The organism is Clostridium sp. UBA7503 (assembly GCF_002477055.1).
GTDB lineage: Bacteria > Bacillota > Clostridia > Clostridiales > Clostridiaceae > Clostridium_J > Clostridium_J sulfidigenes.
The window spans coordinates 1-16012 of the sequence record NZ_DLNT01000021.1 but is presented as its reverse complement, the minus strand read 5'-3'; the positions used below and the strand labels follow the sequence as shown (position 1 = coordinate 16012).

General features: G+C 29.3%; 15 protein-coding genes and 1 tRNA gene. 9 read left to right on the top strand and 7 right to left on the bottom strand.

Annotation, left to right across the window (positions count from 1 at the left end; translation table 11 throughout):
• The first annotated feature begins 21 nt into the window (after positions 1 to 21).
• On the top strand, positions 22 to 1425 hold the full coding sequence (gene pepV / locus B3630_RS05650) for a dipeptidase PepV (RefSeq protein ID WP_346896286.1): 1404 nt from the start codon (positions 22 to 24) through the stop codon (positions 1423 to 1425).
• A 422-nt stretch (positions 1426 to 1847) separates the two neighbouring features.
• Here the strand turns inward: pepV and B3630_RS05645 are convergent, their stop codons facing one another.
• Positions 1848 to 2315: a YmaF family protein gene (locus B3630_RS05645; RefSeq protein ID WP_414633000.1), complete on the bottom strand. Its 468-nt coding sequence runs from the start codon at positions 2313 to 2315 to the stop codon at positions 1848 to 1850.
• Positions 2316 to 2563: 248 nt separating this feature from the next.
• On the opposite strand from B3630_RS05645, the gene B3630_RS05640 reads away from it, so the two are divergent.
• Positions 2564 to 3805: a hemolysin family protein gene (locus tag B3630_RS05640; protein WP_346896284.1), complete on the top strand. Its 1242-nt coding sequence runs from the start codon at positions 2564 to 2566 to the stop codon at positions 3803 to 3805.
• A 91-nt stretch (positions 3806 to 3896) separates the two neighbouring features.
• Here the strand turns inward: B3630_RS05640 and B3630_RS05635 are convergent, their stop codons facing one another.
• Positions 3897 to 4577: a lysoplasmalogenase gene (locus B3630_RS05635; protein WP_346896282.1), complete on the bottom strand. Its 681-nt coding sequence runs from the start codon at positions 4575 to 4577 to the stop codon at positions 3897 to 3899.
• Positions 4578 to 5010: 433 nt separating this feature from the next.
• Between B3630_RS05635 and B3630_RS05630 the strand changes: the two genes are divergently transcribed.
• Together B3630_RS05630 and B3630_RS05625 are read left to right on the top strand one after the other, a co-directional pair.
• On the top strand, positions 5011 to 6918 hold the full coding sequence (locus B3630_RS05630; RefSeq protein WP_346896698.1) for an endonuclease MutS2: 1908 nt from the start codon (positions 5011 to 5013) through the stop codon (positions 6916 to 6918).
• 67 nt (positions 6919 to 6985) lie between these two features.
• Complete coding sequence (locus tag B3630_RS05625) at positions 6986 to 8173, top strand: cyclopropane-fatty-acyl-phospholipid synthase family protein (RefSeq protein WP_346896280.1); 1188 nt, start codon at positions 6986 to 6988, stop codon at positions 8171 to 8173.
• An 85-nt stretch (positions 8174 to 8258) separates the two neighbouring features.
• On the opposite strand, the gene B3630_RS05620 is transcribed toward B3630_RS05625, so the two are convergent.
• Positions 8259 to 8702 carry a hypothetical protein gene (locus tag B3630_RS05620; protein WP_346896278.1) on the bottom strand — a complete coding sequence of 148 codons (444 nt, stop codon included), beginning with the start codon at positions 8700 to 8702 and terminating at the stop codon, positions 8259 to 8261.
• A gap of 141 nt (positions 8703 to 8843) precedes the next feature.
• Between B3630_RS05620 and ybaK the strand changes: the two genes are divergently transcribed.
• On the top strand, positions 8844 to 9320 hold the full coding sequence (gene ybaK, locus B3630_RS05615) for a Cys-tRNA(Pro) deacylase (protein WP_346896276.1): 477 nt from the start codon (positions 8844 to 8846) through the stop codon (positions 9318 to 9320).
• A gap of 67 nt (positions 9321 to 9387) precedes the next feature.
• Here the strand turns inward: ybaK and B3630_RS05610 are convergent, their stop codons facing one another.
• A complete protein-coding gene (locus tag B3630_RS05610; RefSeq protein ID WP_346896274.1) occupies positions 9388 to 10041 on the bottom strand; it encodes an HAD family phosphatase in 654 nt (217 codons plus the stop codon).
• 163 nt (positions 10042 to 10204) lie between these two features.
• Between B3630_RS05610 and B3630_RS05605 the strand changes: the two genes are divergently transcribed.
• Positions 10205 to 10621: a hypothetical protein gene (locus tag B3630_RS05605; protein WP_346896272.1), complete on the top strand. Its 417-nt coding sequence runs from the start codon at positions 10205 to 10207 to the stop codon at positions 10619 to 10621.
• Positions 10622 to 10950: 329 nt separating this feature from the next.
• Here B3630_RS05605 and B3630_RS05600 read toward each other — a convergent pair.
• Positions 10951 to 11026 (bottom strand) — tRNA-Pro (locus tag B3630_RS05600).
• A 212-nt stretch (positions 11027 to 11238) separates the two neighbouring features.
• Between B3630_RS05600 and B3630_RS05595 the strand changes: the two genes are divergently transcribed.
• A complete protein-coding gene (locus B3630_RS05595; RefSeq protein ID WP_346896270.1) occupies positions 11239 to 11664 on the top strand; it encodes a hypothetical protein in 426 nt (141 codons plus the stop codon).
• Positions 11665 to 11744: 80 nt separating this feature from the next.
• Positions 11745 to 12980: a glycoside hydrolase family 10 protein gene (locus B3630_RS05590; protein WP_346896268.1), complete on the top strand. Its 1236-nt coding sequence runs from the start codon at positions 11745 to 11747 to the stop codon at positions 12978 to 12980.
• A 16-nt stretch (positions 12981 to 12996) separates the two neighbouring features.
• Here the strand turns inward: B3630_RS05590 and B3630_RS05585 are convergent, their stop codons facing one another.
• Both B3630_RS05585 and murC read right to left on the bottom strand, forming a co-directional pair.
• On the bottom strand, positions 12997 to 13923 hold the full coding sequence (locus B3630_RS05585; RefSeq protein ID WP_346896266.1) for a PhzF family phenazine biosynthesis protein: 927 nt from the start codon (positions 13921 to 13923) through the stop codon (positions 12997 to 12999).
• 77 nt (positions 13924 to 14000) lie between these two features.
• Positions 14001 to 15377, bottom strand: coding sequence for a UDP-N-acetylmuramate--L-alanine ligase (murC, locus tag B3630_RS05580; protein WP_346896264.1), 1377 nt, complete (start codon positions 15375 to 15377; stop codon positions 14001 to 14003).
• Between the two features lie 434 nt (positions 15378 to 15811).
• Between murC and B3630_RS05575 the strand changes: the two genes are divergently transcribed.
• On the top strand, positions 15812 to 15955 hold the full coding sequence (locus B3630_RS05575; protein WP_346896262.1) for a hypothetical protein: 144 nt from the start codon (positions 15812 to 15814) through the stop codon (positions 15953 to 15955).
• Positions 15956 to 16012: the final 57 nt, after the last annotated feature.

The window sequence follows — 16012 nt, the reverse complement described above, 5'->3', positions numbered from 1 at the left end:
TAAAATAAAGGTGGGATTTGGGTGTATAAAAATCAAATAGAAGAATATTTTCACAATCATAAGGATGAAATGTTAAATGACATATGTGATTTAATAAGAATAAGAAGTGATAGATCAGAGGCTAAAGAAGATATGCCTTTTGGAGAGGGTCCAGCAAAGGCTCTTAAGGCCGCTTTAGAGCTAGCAGAAGGTATGGGGTTTAAAACTACAAATTATGATAACTATGTAGGAGCTATTGATTTTAATGATAAAGAAAAGCAATTAGATATTTTAGCCCATCTAGATGTAGTACCGGTTAGTGATGATTGGACAGTTACAAAACCTTTTGAGCCAATAATAAAAGATGGTAAATTATATGGAAGAGGTTCAGCTGATGACAAGGGACCAGCATTAGCAGCTTTATATGCTTTAAAGGCTGTTAAAGATTTAAATATACCTTTAAGTAAAAATGTTCGTCTTATATTAGGAACAGATGAGGAATGTGGAAGTTCTGATATAGCATATTACTATAAAAAAGAGAAAGAAGCACCTATGACTTTTTCACCGGATGCAGACTTCCCTGTTATAAATATTGAAAAGGGAGGACTACATAGTCCCTTTGAAAGTAAGTTTGAAGAAGATAACAACCTGCCAAGAGTGATTTCTATGACTAGTGGAGTTAAGGTTAATGTGGTTCCAGATACTGCAATTGCAGTTGTGGAAGGCTTCACAGAGGAAGAAATAAATAAATATTGTATAGATGCAGCAAAAAGTACAAATTTAAAATTCACCTTTGATAAAGATGGTGAAAGCTGGGTTATTAAGGCTAAGGGAGCAGGAGCACATGCGTCTACTCCTGAAAATGGAAATAATGCTCTTACAGGAATGTTACAATTACTCACATCTATGTCATGCGCTAATAGTGAAGGATTTAAGAAACTATGTGCTGTTAGCAAGTTATTCCCACATGGAGATTTCAGGGGGGAAGCTTGTGGTGTTAAGATGAGTGATGATTTATCTGGTGAATTAACTATAACTTTAAATATATTTAAATATACTACTTCAGAGTTAAGTGGAATCTTTGATTGTAGAGCGCCACTTTGTGCAACTAATGAAAATGTGCGTGATGTTTTAAGAGACAATATGGCAAAGGATAATATAATCTTATCTAGTGATGATATGTTCCCAGCTCATCATGTTGATGAAAACTCTGAGTTTATACAAACTCTTTTGAAATGTTATGAGGAATATAGTGGACAAAAGGGTGAATGTATAGCCATAGGAGGAGGTACCTATGTTCACCATATTAATAACGGAGTAGCTTTTGGATGTACAATGCCAGGTACTGATAATAATTTACATGGTGATGATGAGTTTGCAGTAGTAGATGAACTTCTACTTAGTGCTAAAATATTTACTCAAGTAATTATTGATCTATGTAAATAATATTTTAATTTAATAAGCCTAGTTAGGATAAATAGAATAATAATTTCATTTATCTTAGCTAGGCTATTTTATAGTAGTTAAATAGGTAAGAAGAGTATTGAATATTCTTATTAGTATAACATGAATTTAACCATGTTATAAAACAGCAAAATTCCTGAAACCCGCATGAATAAAACAAATAGTTAACTAGGTTTATATGTAAATAGTTTCCTATATAACTATTTATATAGGAAACTACTCGACTTAATAAGTTTTGGGTTGTAATGAACTCTAGTTTCATTCCTTTAAAAATACCTGGGGGGGACAAATTTTAAAAGGGAATCTTATGAAGCTAGAGTATGTATAGATAATATTGTTTATACTACAACCTAGACTTATACCAGGTTGTAGCAATTATATTATATGTCAAAGAAGGATGTATATTATCTTCTACCTTCGCATACAGTTGGACCTTCAATTAAAGTTGCAAAATTGTATTTATGAGTATGATCATCTTCTTCAGTAGTTGTTCCCTTTACAAAGTGAACATGTCTTCCATTTCCAACAGGAATAGCCGGACTGGTTGTATCAGAAATTTCATGAAAGTGATTATAAAAATCAGTGTTTGTTTCAAGTCTATGCACATGTGAATTTCCACTAGGAATGGCTTCTCCAGTTACACCAGCAAATCTATGATTATGAACAGAACAATCTGCACAAGCTAATTTTGTACTACCATTATATTCATGGACATGTCTTTGAACTCTATGTCTATTACATTCACTACAAGGACTACTATTAGAATCAAAGCTAGAGCAATTGTTGTTATCATATTCATAATTATTATAATCAGAATAACACTCGAAATCATCGGAGTATTCAAAATCATTATTATTAAATGTATTACTCATTTATATTCCCCCTATGCCATAGTGACATATTATATATTATGATTATTCTGATATATTGGTTACACCTTTATAATGATTTTTAAAACTTATTTTATTAAAAGATATATTTTTCTTATAAAACCTTTTAGATAATATTTTAGAGTGAAATGTAGCATAATTAAGATATATATTTTATTTCATTAATACTTTTAAAGTTTGATTTAATTCCAATAGAATTAGATATTAGTTAAGGGAGAGGAGGAGTAGATTTGAGTTCAATAATATATATACAGATTATAGGATTAATAATATTAATAATGCTATCTAGCTTTTTCTCTGCATCGGAAACTGCCTTAATGTCTATTAGCAAGATAAGAGTTAGACATATGGTAGAGGAAAACATAAAGGGAGCTAATAAAGTTAAGGAATTAACGGATAATCCTAGTAGTTTATTAGCATCAATCTTAGTTGGGAATAATATTGTAAATATAGCATCATCTTCTTTAGCAACGGTTTTAGCTATTAATCTTATTGGAAGTAGAGGTGTGGCTATAAGCACTATAATAATGACTGTAATAGTACTTATTTTTGGCGAGATTACCCCAAAAACTTTAGCTTCACAAAATTCAGAGCAGGTATCACTAAGAGTTGCAAGTCCAATATTTATTGTAAGCAAGATATCTAAACCAATAGTTATCATAACCACTACAATATCAAGTTTCTTTATAAAACTACTTGGAGGGAAAAGTGATAGTAATAAACCATTTATAACAGAAGATGAATTAAAAACCATGGTAGACGTTAGTGAAGAAGAAGGTATATTAATGTCAGAAGAAAAGGATATGATTCACAATGTGTTTCAATTTGGAGACCTTTATGCAAAGGATGTTATGGTTCAAAGGGTAGATATAATAGCTTTAGATATAGAGGAAAGTTTAGATAAGATTATTTCAGTTATAAAGGATGAGGGATTTTCAAGGATACCTATATATTCAGATACTATAGATAATATTGTAGGTATATTAAATGTTAAAGATATTATATTTATGGAATATACTAAGGATTTTAGTTTGAAAAATTATATGAGAGAAATAACTTATACCTACGAATTTAGAAAAGTTACAGAGCTCTTTAAAGATATGAATAAAAATAGGCAGCACATGGTAGTAGTCCTTGATGAATATGGTGGAACCGTTGGGATTGTAACTATTGAAGATTTAATAGAGGAGATAGTTGGAGATATAAGCGATGAATATGATGATGAAGAACCAGAAATATATGTGGTAAAGGAAGATGAGTATATAGTTGGAGGAAGTGTTAAAATAGAGGATATAAATGAACTTATAGGAACAAAAATTGAGTCCGAGGAATTTGACTCCATAGGTGGATTTATAATAGGTGTGCTAGGAAGATTCCCTAATATAAGCGAAGAAATAATTTATAGCAATTATAGATTTATAATTGAAGATATAGATCGGAATAGGATAAAGAAAATTAGAATATATACATAGGTTGGAGCAAATAAAGAATAGATATTAATAAAGCATTACTAATATCTATCTTTTTATTTATAAAATTTATATTACTTATGTTGTAAAGCTGCTATACAGCTAAACTAAGAGCTATAAGACCTTGTCCTACATAGTAACATAACAAGTTCAATGCTGTCATGTAAGATGGTGATTTTTTATGAAAATATATAAAGCATAAAATTAAATCAGATAAAAAGAAGAGACATGCACCTATAATTATAAGTATAGTACTTAAAAAGGTTTCATGGATTAAGGAAGTTAATGACAATGCCCTTGTAACCATAAAACTAATTATAATTGAATAAGTAACAACTAGTTTATAGGCTCCCTTAAAATCAAAGCCTTTTATTAGATTTAAAAATAGAATAGAGATTATTGAAATTAGTATAAATAATAGAACATGCCAAATTAGTACAGGTGTAAGAGTAGCAAAGGCTAAAGAAAAGAATATATGTGCAATAGAAAAACTAATTAATCCATATACAAACATTTTACTAACTTCATTCGACTTAGTATTATTAAAGGCAAGAAATATATCCCCAATCAAAGACATTATTAATGCTAAAAGTACAAAGATGAAATATTGTGGATTGGAATCAAAGGTTTTATATCCACATATGCATACAGAGATAAATAGTAAGCTGGTAATAGTTTTAACAATGGGCATTTTATATCCTTGAGGATGATAATTAAAGTATATTAGAAATCCTAGTGATATTAGCATGAATATAAAAAATACAAGTGATAACATACTTAACCCTCCTTTTAATAATAGTGTTAAAGTAATTATAGCATATGTTACATATAAGTAAAACAATGGAAATGAGAATATTTTTATTAATAGACATATATTATTTAATAAAAATATATTGATTTTTTATAAATTATGCTTTAACATTAAATTACATAGATTTCGAAAATGAAAGAGAGGTATTTTTGTGAGTGTCTAGTATCTAAAATAGTAATTAAATATTAATCTTAAAAATTAGGGTAATAGGTACCTTTGTTTGTTGTGGGATTAATTAAAACTATTAAAGATACAAGTCCACGAAATTTACCTTAGGATAGCTATAGCTATCTTTGTTAATGGCAAGTTTAAAGCGGTGGGAGTATCCATGGCTTTTTTATTTTGGAAATCTATGAAAGATTTCATGGACTTAATAATAAGTAAAGGAATCGTGAAAATGAATATTAGTACATTGGAAAAATTACATTATAATAAAATAAAGGAAATTATTAAATCTTATTGTGTAAGTGGATTAGGAAGAGAATTACTAGATAAACTTCAACCTAGTAATAATATTAAACAAGTGAAAAGAATGTTAGAGGAAACATCTGAAGGAAGAAATCTTATAGATGCTTCTTATCACATGCCATTAAAGGGAATATTTAATATTACTCCTTTGATAGATAAGATTGAAAAAGGCTCAGTCCTTGAACCATCAGAGCTAACAACAATAGATAATTTTTTGCGTGGATGCAGAAAGGTTAAAATTTTTATAGAAGATAAAGAAGGATATGCTCCAACTTTAAGTGCTTATGGTAAAGGTATCACAGAATTAAAATATATTGAAGAGGAAATAGAGATTTCAATTAAAGGAAGCATAGTGGATTCTAATGCTGGTAAAGAACTTAAGAGAATCAGACGACATATAGAAAGTTGTGAAGAAAAGATAAAAGAAAGGTTAGATAAGTTTATAAGAAGTAGTGCCAATAAAGAATATATTCAAGAATTTTTTATAAGTCAAAGGAATGGTAGATATACAATTCCTATAAAGGTTTCCTATAAGAATCAAGTTCAAGGGTCCATAGTAGAAGTGTCTTCTAAAGGGACTACTGTATTTATAGAGCCAAGTTCTGTATCAAAGTATACTACAGAGCTGACTACACTAAAATCAGAAGAGGCCATGGAAGAATATAGAATACTTGCAACTTTAACTGATATGATATTTGAGAGGATTAAAGAGCTAAAGATAAATATAGAAGTCATTGCAGAATATGATATGATTCTAGCAAAAGCAAAATATAGTAAAGATATAGATGGAATACAGCCGATTCTAAATAATCATGGATATATAAATATAATTAAGGGTAGATATCCATTAATTAAAAATGCCGTTCCACTAGATTTTAATATAGGAAATGATTATAGAACCTTGATTATAACTGGACCTAATGCAGGGGGGAAGACAGTGGTGTTAAAGACAGTGGGACTTCTTACATTAGCTACGCAAAGTGGATTTCATATAGGTGCTCAATCAGGAAGCGAGGTAGCCATCTTTGAGAAAATATTTGTGGATATTGGAGACGACCAAAGTGTGGAAAATGCTTTAAGTACATTTTCATCTCATGTCAATAATCTTAGCGGAATTTTAAAAGAGAGTAATAAAAATACACTTCTTCTTCTGGATGAGATAGGAAGTGGCACAGAACCTAATGAAGGAGCAGCACTTGCTATTGCGATACTAGAAGAGTTATATCATAAAGGATGCATCACCATAGCATCTACTCATTATGGGGAGATTAAAAACTTTTCTCAAAATCACCCTGATTTTGAGAATGCGGCTATGGAATTCCAAAGGGAGACATTAGATCCACTATATAAGCTTTCTATTGGGAAGAGTGGAAATAGTAACGCCCTTTATATTTCAAAGAAAATGGGTATATCTGATAAAATAATAGATAGAACAAGAAAATATATTGAAACTAAAAGTTATAGCTATGAATTGTTAAGAGATAGCAAGATTACTAAAAATAAAGAAGTTGATAATTATAGTGATGAATCCTATAACTATGAAAAAGGTGATAGAGTTATTGTTCTAGATAAGAAGTTACCAGGGGTTGTGTATAAAGAAAAAGATGAATTTAATAATGTAATTGTATTTTTAGATGGTCAATTTATTGAAGTGAATTATAGAAGATTAAAACTAGAGATTAGTGCTATAGAGTTATATCCTGAAGGTTATGACTTAAATCAGATTTTTATAGCTTATAAGGAAAGAAAATTAGAACATGATATAGAAAGAGGTTCTAAGAAAGCCCTTAAAAAAATACAAAAGGAATCTAAAAAGGGAATTGTAAACAATAAGTAACTTTTGATTTTTTATAGAAAATATTGTCCATAATATAGAAAGAGTTTGTTGATTAATGGAGGAAATTATGGCAATAGAAAAAAGTTTAATTGAAGGATTTTTAAAACAGTTTGATACCACTCCTTTTTCGGTAAAATATAAGGATGAAGAGGAATTTATTATAGGTGAAGGTGAACCTAAGTTTAAGATAGCTATAAGAAAATTACCTAATAAAACTGATTTACTAAAAAGCACTTCTCTCACTTTAGGAGAAGCTTATATGAATGGAGATATAGATTTAATAGAAGGAGATTTATACTATGCTCTTGATACCCTGTTAAGTCATGTAGATAGGTTTACTTTAGATATGAAAGGGCTTAAAAAGTTACTTCATACATCTACGTCATTAAAACATCAAAAGGAAGAGGTATGTTCTCATTATGATATAGGAAACGATTTTTATAAGTTATGGCTTGATAAAACCATGAGCTACTCTTGTGCTTACTTCAAAAATGGTAATGATACATTAGAGGGAGCTCAGATGAATAAAATACATCATATACTTAACAAGCTCAATTTAAGAGAAGGTATGAGTTTACTAGATGTTGGATGTGGCTGGGGTTATTTACTAGTGGAAGCCGCTAAGAAATATAAAATTCACGGTGTTGGTATAACTTTAAGTGAAGAGCAGTATAAAGGGTTTACAGAGTTAATTAGAAATGAAAATCTAGAAGATTATCTACAGGTTAAGCTGTTAGACTATAGAAAGTTAAAGGATTCAGGTATGACTTTTGATAGAGTAGTTAGTGTTGGTATGATAGAACATGTTGGCAGAGAGAACTATAACTTATTCTTTAGTAATGTAAGTGCTGTATTAAATCCTAAAGGTGAGTTTTTACTACACTATATAAGTAGTCTTCATGAATCACCAGGAGATCCATGGATTAAGAAATATATTTTTCCAGGGGGTGTAATTCCTAGCATAAGAGAAATAATGAATACTGCTTGTGAGCATAAGTTTTATACTATAGATGTAGAGAGTTTAAGACTTCACTATAAGAAAACTCTGCTTTATTGGTATAAAAACTTTGAAGATAATATTGATGAAATTAAAAAAATGGTAGATGAAAGGTTCATAAGGATGTGGAGAATATATTTATGTTCTTGTGCGGCTTCATTTAATAATGGAGTTGTAGATTTACATCAAATGCTATTTACTAAGGGAGCTAAAAATGATCTTCCACCTACAAGAGAATATATGGATAAATATTTCTAAACAATAAAACGACTAAGTATATCTTAGTCGTTTTATTTTAAAATCACAATAATAAATAATATAAATATTTTCTTTAGCTGAAGTTTTAATTTTTTATAATGTGGGTTTCTATAATTTGAAGTTCTTTAACCAACTCTTGTCTAACAAAACCTTTTGTATTTACTGTGTCAGAGGTTATAACGCGTACCTCGTACCATAAGATTTCCAAAGCTTCAACTGAATCGAGAATTGCTACTCGTGAGTTAGATGGTATGGAGCGGAGTATAGGACTATTACTGAGAGGTGAAATATAAAGAGAGCACCGCTTTATTGTTTCACCAGTATTAAATCTAATAGGCCTAGAGTAAACTTTTAGAGTTTCATTTGGCTTATTAATGGTATTTAATTGAGATGTTAAACTATTATTTTGTTTTGTTAGAACTCTTACTTGAATATTTTGTTTGTTATATTTATCATTTAAAAGATAATATAAAATTCCTAATCCACCAGAGGTAAGAAGTAGGACATAAATGAAAAAAGTTTTTATCATGAATATACCTCCATAAAAGAGCTTGGTAGTATAAATATATTCCTTTTATTTATGAAATAGACTTAGTAAAATTAATATGTAATATTAATAAAACTAGTAAAAGTTTAGTGATATAATTCTATGTGAGGAGTTGATGAATAAATGGCTAATACTAAAACTAATGTGATGAGGATACTAGATAATAGTAATATAAATTATAATATATATACATATGAGGTTAAGGATAGTGATGTAGATGGAATATCAGTAGCTAATAAACTAGGAGTAGCAGTAGAAAAGGTATTTAAAACTCTTGTTACAAAAGGTCATAGTGGAGATTTTTATGTGTTTATAGTTCCTGTTGTAAAGGAACTGAATCTTAAGGCGGCGGCAAAGCGTGTAGGAGAAAAGTCGGTGGAAATGATAAAAGTTAGTGATATGCTTAAGATAACGGGATATATTAGAGGAGGATGCTCCCCTATAGGTATGAAGAAAAATTATAATACTGTAATTGATGATTCATCCCTGAATTTAAATAAAATCATTGTAAGTGGTGGTAAAATTGGATTTCAAGTAGAAATAGCACCAAAGGATTTAATTCAGCTGATAAATGCTGAAACCAGCCCCATTGTGAATTAAAATATATAAAAGAAATAAAGGTTGTCCTAGAAGATAAATTAATTCTTACTAAGACTACCTTTAATTATTATATAGCTAAAGAAAAACTAATATAATCTAATATAAAATCATCAGCTAAAGCTTTCATGTCATTATGCTGCTCTAAAGAATGTTCATCATATACGCCTATAACCTTCATACCAGCTTTTTTAGCACCTTGTATGGCTGGAAGTAAGTCTTCAAAAACCATGCACTTATCTGGAGAAACGCCTAATTTATTGGCTGTTAGAAGATATACATCTGGAAAATCTTTTCCCCTTTTTACCTCATTAGTTAAGGTTATTGTATCAAAATATTCATATATTCCATTAGCTTTTAAGCAAGCTTCTAAAAGTAAAGTGTTATTGCTTGTAGCCAGTGCAATTTTTATACTATTTTCTTTAAGTAGATTAAAAAATTCTTTAACACCAGGTTTTAGTTTCACTTTATTACAGTAAGCTTCGTAAGCCATGTCATTCCAATGCTGTTTAATTTCTTCTAAGGTATAGGGCAAATCAAAGGAATTCTTAAAGTAAATAGCTACTTCATTAAAGCTAAGATGAGCAATGTCATTATTTAATGATGGAGGTACATTTAAATTATGTTTAGCTAGGTATTCTGTATCGATTTTATTCCATACCCACATAGAATCAACTATAGTACCATCCATATCAAAAATTGCAGCGTCTATATTTTTAAACATATATTATCACCCCCGCATATTAACATAACAAATAAAACTTTTAATGTAAAGTGTAATGAATATAATATGGAAACTATCTCTTACTACTAATAAAATTAATAAAAAAAGAATGTAATAAAATTAAAAACATATAATGTATTAGTAAAATATAAGGGGGAAAACTATGGATTTCTTAGGTAAGTTTTGGGGTATTATTTCGATTATATTTACTTTAGGAGCATTATCAAGAGTAGTATCTTTAGGATTTTATAATAAGTTTATTAAAGGTTTATCAAAGAAAAAACATAGAGCTATAATAACTAAAACTATTAACATAAATAGTATTTTAGAAGAAAATCATGGGGTGTTTGGAGTGGGTGCATTTATTTCTTGTATAATTCATATGTTAATAATGAATTATAAGGAAAGTTTTTCTTTTTGGGGGATTGCAACCTTTATATGTGTTTTAATAATGGCAGCTACTGGAATTATAAATAAATTTATTTATAGAGATAAGGGGGGACAAGTAAGAAAATTTCATACAACTATAATATTAATATATATTGTGTCCTTAGTAATGCATATAATTTTCACCAAATGATATATTATTTAAGATAAGATGATAATAGGTGTAATAAAAAAAGATAGTGCTCTTGTAACAGATTTTAGATTTAGTTACAAAACACTATCTTTCTATAGTAAATCAAAACATATATTGTAAACAGAGTTCTTTGCTTCAGAGGCAGTTTTTAATCCCGCTGAAGCTTACTAACAGAATTCTTAGTCTCAGTATTTTCGATACTTAGAATTCGTTGTCCTTTAGGGGAAATCGTTATCCAGGGACATAGCAGCATTTACTCTCACTTTAGGAGTATTAGAGCTGATAGTCACCGAATAAAATAAAAAGGAACATGACATTCATGCTCCTTTTGGTCGGGGTGACAGGGATTGAACCTGCGACCTCATGGTCCCAAACCACGCGCGCTCCCATCTGCGCCACACCCCGCCGACAAAAATTATTATATGATATATTTAATAGGTTGTCAACATATTTTATGCAAAAAGTTTTGCGATATTATATATTATTTTTAAAAGTGTAATAAAAGGTATTATAAAACCAGTATATTGTAAATAATAAAAGATGTTACTGAATATAAAAAGTTTAATAGATATATTTACATAATATGATTGTCATTAAAAAATGGAGGAGTACAAAAGATGAAGGAATATAGTTTTAGTGAGGCTTCTAAAAGATATATGAGAAAGCAATTGTCTAATAGTATACTTTTATCAAGTCTTTTACTGATAATTACAATAGGATTATTTATAAGGAACAATCTTTTTTATGGGAGATTTTTATTAGTGTTTTCTATAGTAGGACTAATAGTTACAGGCCTTGTTACTAAAAAAATAAGAATTATTGATGAGCTAAATTATATAAAAGTATACAAAGATAAATTTTGTATTAATAATAATATGAATGGAAAATCAAAAATTTTTTATTTTAAAGATGTATATAAAGCAAGGAGGGATAATAAAGGGATTATATTTTACGTAGGGAAAAGAGATTATAGAATATTATCTAGTTTTTTAGAACAAAGTGAAGTTGATGAACTTTGGAAGAAATTTTCTAGGTATAAATAGATATATTTACTATAATTAAAGTCTATAGATTAGATTATAAGCATAGTTATATATTATTCTTAAATTAAGGGGGAGCATAAATGAATAAAATGAATCTTGCTACTTTAGGAGTAATTATATTAGTTATTTTGGGATTAGTGTGGATTATATATTTTGATAATATAGATAATAGTAGCCATAAAATAATTAATAAAAAAAGAGAAATAATAAATTATGATGAGATAAAGGGAATTTGGTTATCTTATTTAGATTTATCAGCTATGCTTAAAGGGAAAAATGAAAATGAATTTAGAAAAAATATATCACAAGCAATAGATAATGTAGAATCTATGGGGTTGAATACTTTAATTGTACAGGTAAGACCTTTTTCTGATGCCTTATATCAATCTAAATATTATCCATGGTCTATATATTGTTCTGGCATAGAAGGTAATGCTCCGGGCTATGATCCTCTTCAAGTTATTATAGAGGAAGCGCATTTAAGAAATTTAAGAGTAGAGGCTTGGATTAATCCCTATAGAGTTAGAAGTGATAGTGTTAAGTTGCCGCTGTCTTCAGAGAATCCTGCTAGTAAATGGGTAAAGGATGGTAGTGATAATATAATAAAATGTAATGGTGGAATATATTATAATCCTGGCAAAGAAGAAGTTAGGCAACTTATAGTAAATGGAGTAAAAGAAATAGTGGAGAACTATGAAGTTGATGGAATACATTTTGATGATTATTTTTATCCATCTAGTGATGTGTCTATAGATAGTAAAGCTTATGGTCAGTATGCAAGTTCAGGAGGAGAGTTAGATTTAGAGAGTTGGAGACGTGAAAATATTAATATTCTTGTAAAACAGGTTTATTCAATTGTTAAAGAGATAAGCCCAGAGGTAGTCTTTGGAATAAGTCCACAAGGCTCTATGGATAATAACTATAATAGCCAATTTATTGATGTGAAGAAGTGGGTTCAAAACCCTGGATACATTGATTATATTTGCCCACAAATATATTATGGCTTTTTAAATGATAATAGCAATTTTCAACAAGTTATTGAAGAGTTTGATAGTCTTGTTACTGAATCTACAGTAAATTTATATATAGGGTTATCTGTATATAAAGTTGGTAGTGAAGATACTTGGGCAGGTAATGGAAAGGATGAGTGGAGAAATAGTACAGGCATATTAAAAAGACAGGTGGAAGCTTCAAGAAAGTTAAAAAAGTACAAAGGAATATTACTTTTTAGGTATGACTCTTTGTTTAATCCATCATCAAATGTAAAAAGTCAGATACAACAGGAGAGAGAAAATTTAAAATCTTTATTTAAGTAAAAAAAGAAAGGGGTGACTATTTATAAGTCACCTCTATAGTTTTTTCTATACTTCCTATGCCACCAACTTTTATTAAATAGTCATTATGAATAGCTTCACCCGTGCAGATAATTTCACTTGGATTATTCATGTAATAACCTTGTTCGCAACATATGGTTAGTTTATCTTTAAAATCAAGTATGTTATGTTTCATTATGTACGCACATAATGCACCATTAGATGTGCCAGTAGCACTTTCTTCATCGATACCTACACTAGGACCGAAGTTTCTAGTTGCAACAGTGCTTTTAGAATTTTCAGTTTCTAAAGAGAAGGCATGAAGACCTACTAAATTTAAGTTATCTGTGTATTCTTTTAAGCCTTGAAAATCTGGGTTTATTCTTTTTAGAGCATTTAGAGATTTAACTGGGAACATTATATCTTTAAGCCCTGTAGAAATTATCATAGGTTTTAATGCATGACCTTGGATTCCGGCATCTTCTACGGTTATTCCTAATATATCACAAAGTTCTTTTATATCATCAATATATGAATAGAACTTAGGATTAGTTTGAGTCATAAGCACATAGGCAATTTTTTCATTATCAAAATAAACTTCTATGTCTAAAATACCGGCAAGAGTTTTTTGTTTTAATTTTACTGAACCTGTATTTGGTGTGATAAAGCCTAATCTAGCTAAGGTATAGAAAGTGGCGATGGTAGCATGACCACATAAATCAACTTCTATTGAAGGGGTAAAAAATCTAACCTCATAGTCATACTCGTCACATTTTGGTTTTATCACAAAGGCAGTTTCAGAAAGGTTTACTTCTTTTGCTATAGCTGCCATGTCATTGGAGGATAGGTCATCACAATCAATAACTACACCAGCCTTGTTTCCACCCATATCATTGTGAGTGAAGGCATTAACTATGTATACGGTTTTATTAAAATTTGAATTCATTTTGTCACCTCGTTTATATATTAAAAATATAGCTATCTCAATTAAAGGATAGCTATATTAATTGGTATAATATAAAATTAATTAGCTAAATACATTTCACCAACAACATTTATATCTCCAGCACCTACGGTAATAATAAGATCACCATCTTTGGCCTTTGATTTTAAGTGATTAACTATTTCTTCAAAACTATGATAGTTTATTGCATCAACTCCTGTAAGTCTTATAGCATCGCCTAACTTTATCGAATTAACAATTCCAGTATCTTTTTCACGAGCAGCGTATATATCTGCTAATAATAAATGATTTACTCCATTGAAGGTTTTTACAAAGTCATCAAAAAGAGTTATAGTTCGAGTGTAGGTATGAGGTTGAAATACCACGTATAAATCTTTGTGAGGATAATTTTTACAAGCATTAAGAGTAGCCTGAATTTCTGTTGGATGATGAGCATAGTCATCTATTACAGTAATACCGTTTTTAGAACCCTTAAATTCAAATCTTCTATGAGTTCCTCCAAAATTAGATAATCCTTTAATTATAGATTCATTAGAAATGTTAAGAGCTAAGGATGTACATATAGCAGCTAAAGAGTTAAGTACATTATGTTCTCCAGGAACATTTAAGGCTATAGAAAATAACATATGATCATTTTTATATAAATCATAAGAACCACAACCAAGAGAGTTATAAGTTATATTTTTAGCTTTATACTCACCATTATTTATTCCGTAAGTCATTATAGTACATTTGTGATTATTTAATATATCAGAAACATTACTATCATCACTATTGCATACAAGAAAACCATCCTCTGGTATGATATCTATAAATTTATTAAAAGTATCTTTTATGTGATTTATATCCTTATAAAAATCTAAATGGTCTGCATCTACATTTAATATAATTCCTATATAAGGATGAAATTTTAAGAAAGAGCCTTTATACTCACAAGCTTCGGTAACAAAGTAATCACTATTTCCAGCAAGAACATTACCCTCTATAACATCTAATTCGCCACCTACTAATATGGTAGGATCCACTTGTTCTTCAATTACAATATGGGCAAGCATTGAAGTTGTGGTTGTTTTGCCATGAGTACCAGCAACAGCTACATTATATTTATGGCCAAGCATAATTCTTCCTAAGAATTCAGCTCTATCCATCATAGGAATCTTTAGTTCAATGGCCTTTTGAAACTCAGGATTATCCTCACTGATAGCAGCAGTGTATACTATTAAATCTGAAGCCTGTATGTTATCTGCACTGTGTCCAATATATATATTTGCACCTTTATTTCTAAGTTTTTCAACCATATTTGAATTTTTCATATCTGAACCAGATACAGTATATCCGTTCTTAAGTAGAATCTCAGCAAGACCACTCATACTAATGCCACCAATACCAATAAAGTGAACTTTTTTATTTTTATCTTGTAAAAAATTAAAACTCATATAATAACAACTCCTATATAAAATATAATACTACATCCATGAATTTATATATTAAAACATAGTTATAGATCAACCTAATAACCATTGTATGTGTATAAAAATAAATGAATACCTAATATAAATTATATACAAAAATCTATATAAAAAACACATATATTTTATAAAGCTTCGTAATTTATATATCTTTAGGAAAAATGGATAAAAATATCTAAAAAATTTAAAAGAAAATTCAGAAAAAGGCTTTTCGGATAGGAATAAATATGTTAAAATAAAAACAAAGTTAGAGATGGTTTTTAAGCATAATAACTAATTATATTTATTAAGTATCTAATTAAAAAAGATAGATATTTTCTAAGTATATGCATATTTAATATCAATTACAATAACTACTAGGGCATGAGGCTAGTAGAAATTTTCTGGAGGAGTGTGTTAAAATGTTAACAATTGGTCTGAGAGAATATGTAAATTGGCAACTAAATATTAATGGTGAAGAAGAGGATAAAATGCTCAATACTTGTGAAGAGAATGACATCATGGGTATGGAGTTTGAATATTTATTGTGGCAATTTAGATTATAAATTGCTAAGTCTATTTTAAAATCCCTATAATAATCGTAAAAGGGGGCGTCGCAAAAT

Coding starts and splice junctions, on each gene's coding strand:
- B3630_RS05645 (WP_414633000.1), bottom strand. CDS start 2,315: ATGAGTAATACATTTAATAATAATGATTTTGAATACTCCGATGATTTC.
- B3630_RS05635 (WP_346896282.1), bottom strand. CDS start 4,577: ATGTTATCACTTGTATTTTTTATATTCATGCTAATATCACTAGGATTT.
- B3630_RS05630 (WP_346896698.1), top strand. CDS start 5,011: ATGAATATTAGTACATTGGAAAAATTACATTATAATAAAATAAAGGAA.
- B3630_RS05625 (WP_346896280.1), top strand. CDS start 6,986: ATGGCAATAGAAAAAAGTTTAATTGAAGGATTTTTAAAACAGTTTGAT.
- B3630_RS05620 (WP_346896278.1), bottom strand. CDS start 8,702: ATGATAAAAACTTTTTTCATTTATGTCCTACTTCTTACCTCTGGTGGA.
- ybaK (WP_346896276.1), top strand. CDS start 8,844: ATGGCTAATACTAAAACTAATGTGATGAGGATACTAGATAATAGTAAT.
- B3630_RS05610 (WP_346896274.1), bottom strand. CDS start 10,041: ATGTTTAAAAATATAGACGCTGCAATTTTTGATATGGATGGTACTATA.
- B3630_RS05605 (WP_346896272.1), top strand. CDS start 10,205: ATGGATTTCTTAGGTAAGTTTTGGGGTATTATTTCGATTATATTTACT.
- B3630_RS05595 (WP_346896270.1), top strand. CDS start 11,239: ATGAAGGAATATAGTTTTAGTGAGGCTTCTAAAAGATATATGAGAAAG.
- B3630_RS05590 (WP_346896268.1), top strand. CDS start 11,745: ATGAATAAAATGAATCTTGCTACTTTAGGAGTAATTATATTAGTTATT.
- B3630_RS05585 (WP_346896266.1), bottom strand. CDS start 13,923: ATGAATTCAAATTTTAATAAAACCGTATACATAGTTAATGCCTTCACT.
- murC (WP_346896264.1), bottom strand. CDS start 15,377: ATGAGTTTTAATTTTTTACAAGATAAAAATAAAAAAGTTCACTTTATT.
- B3630_RS05575 (WP_346896262.1), top strand. CDS start 15,812: ATGTTAACAATTGGTCTGAGAGAATATGTAAATTGGCAACTAAATATT.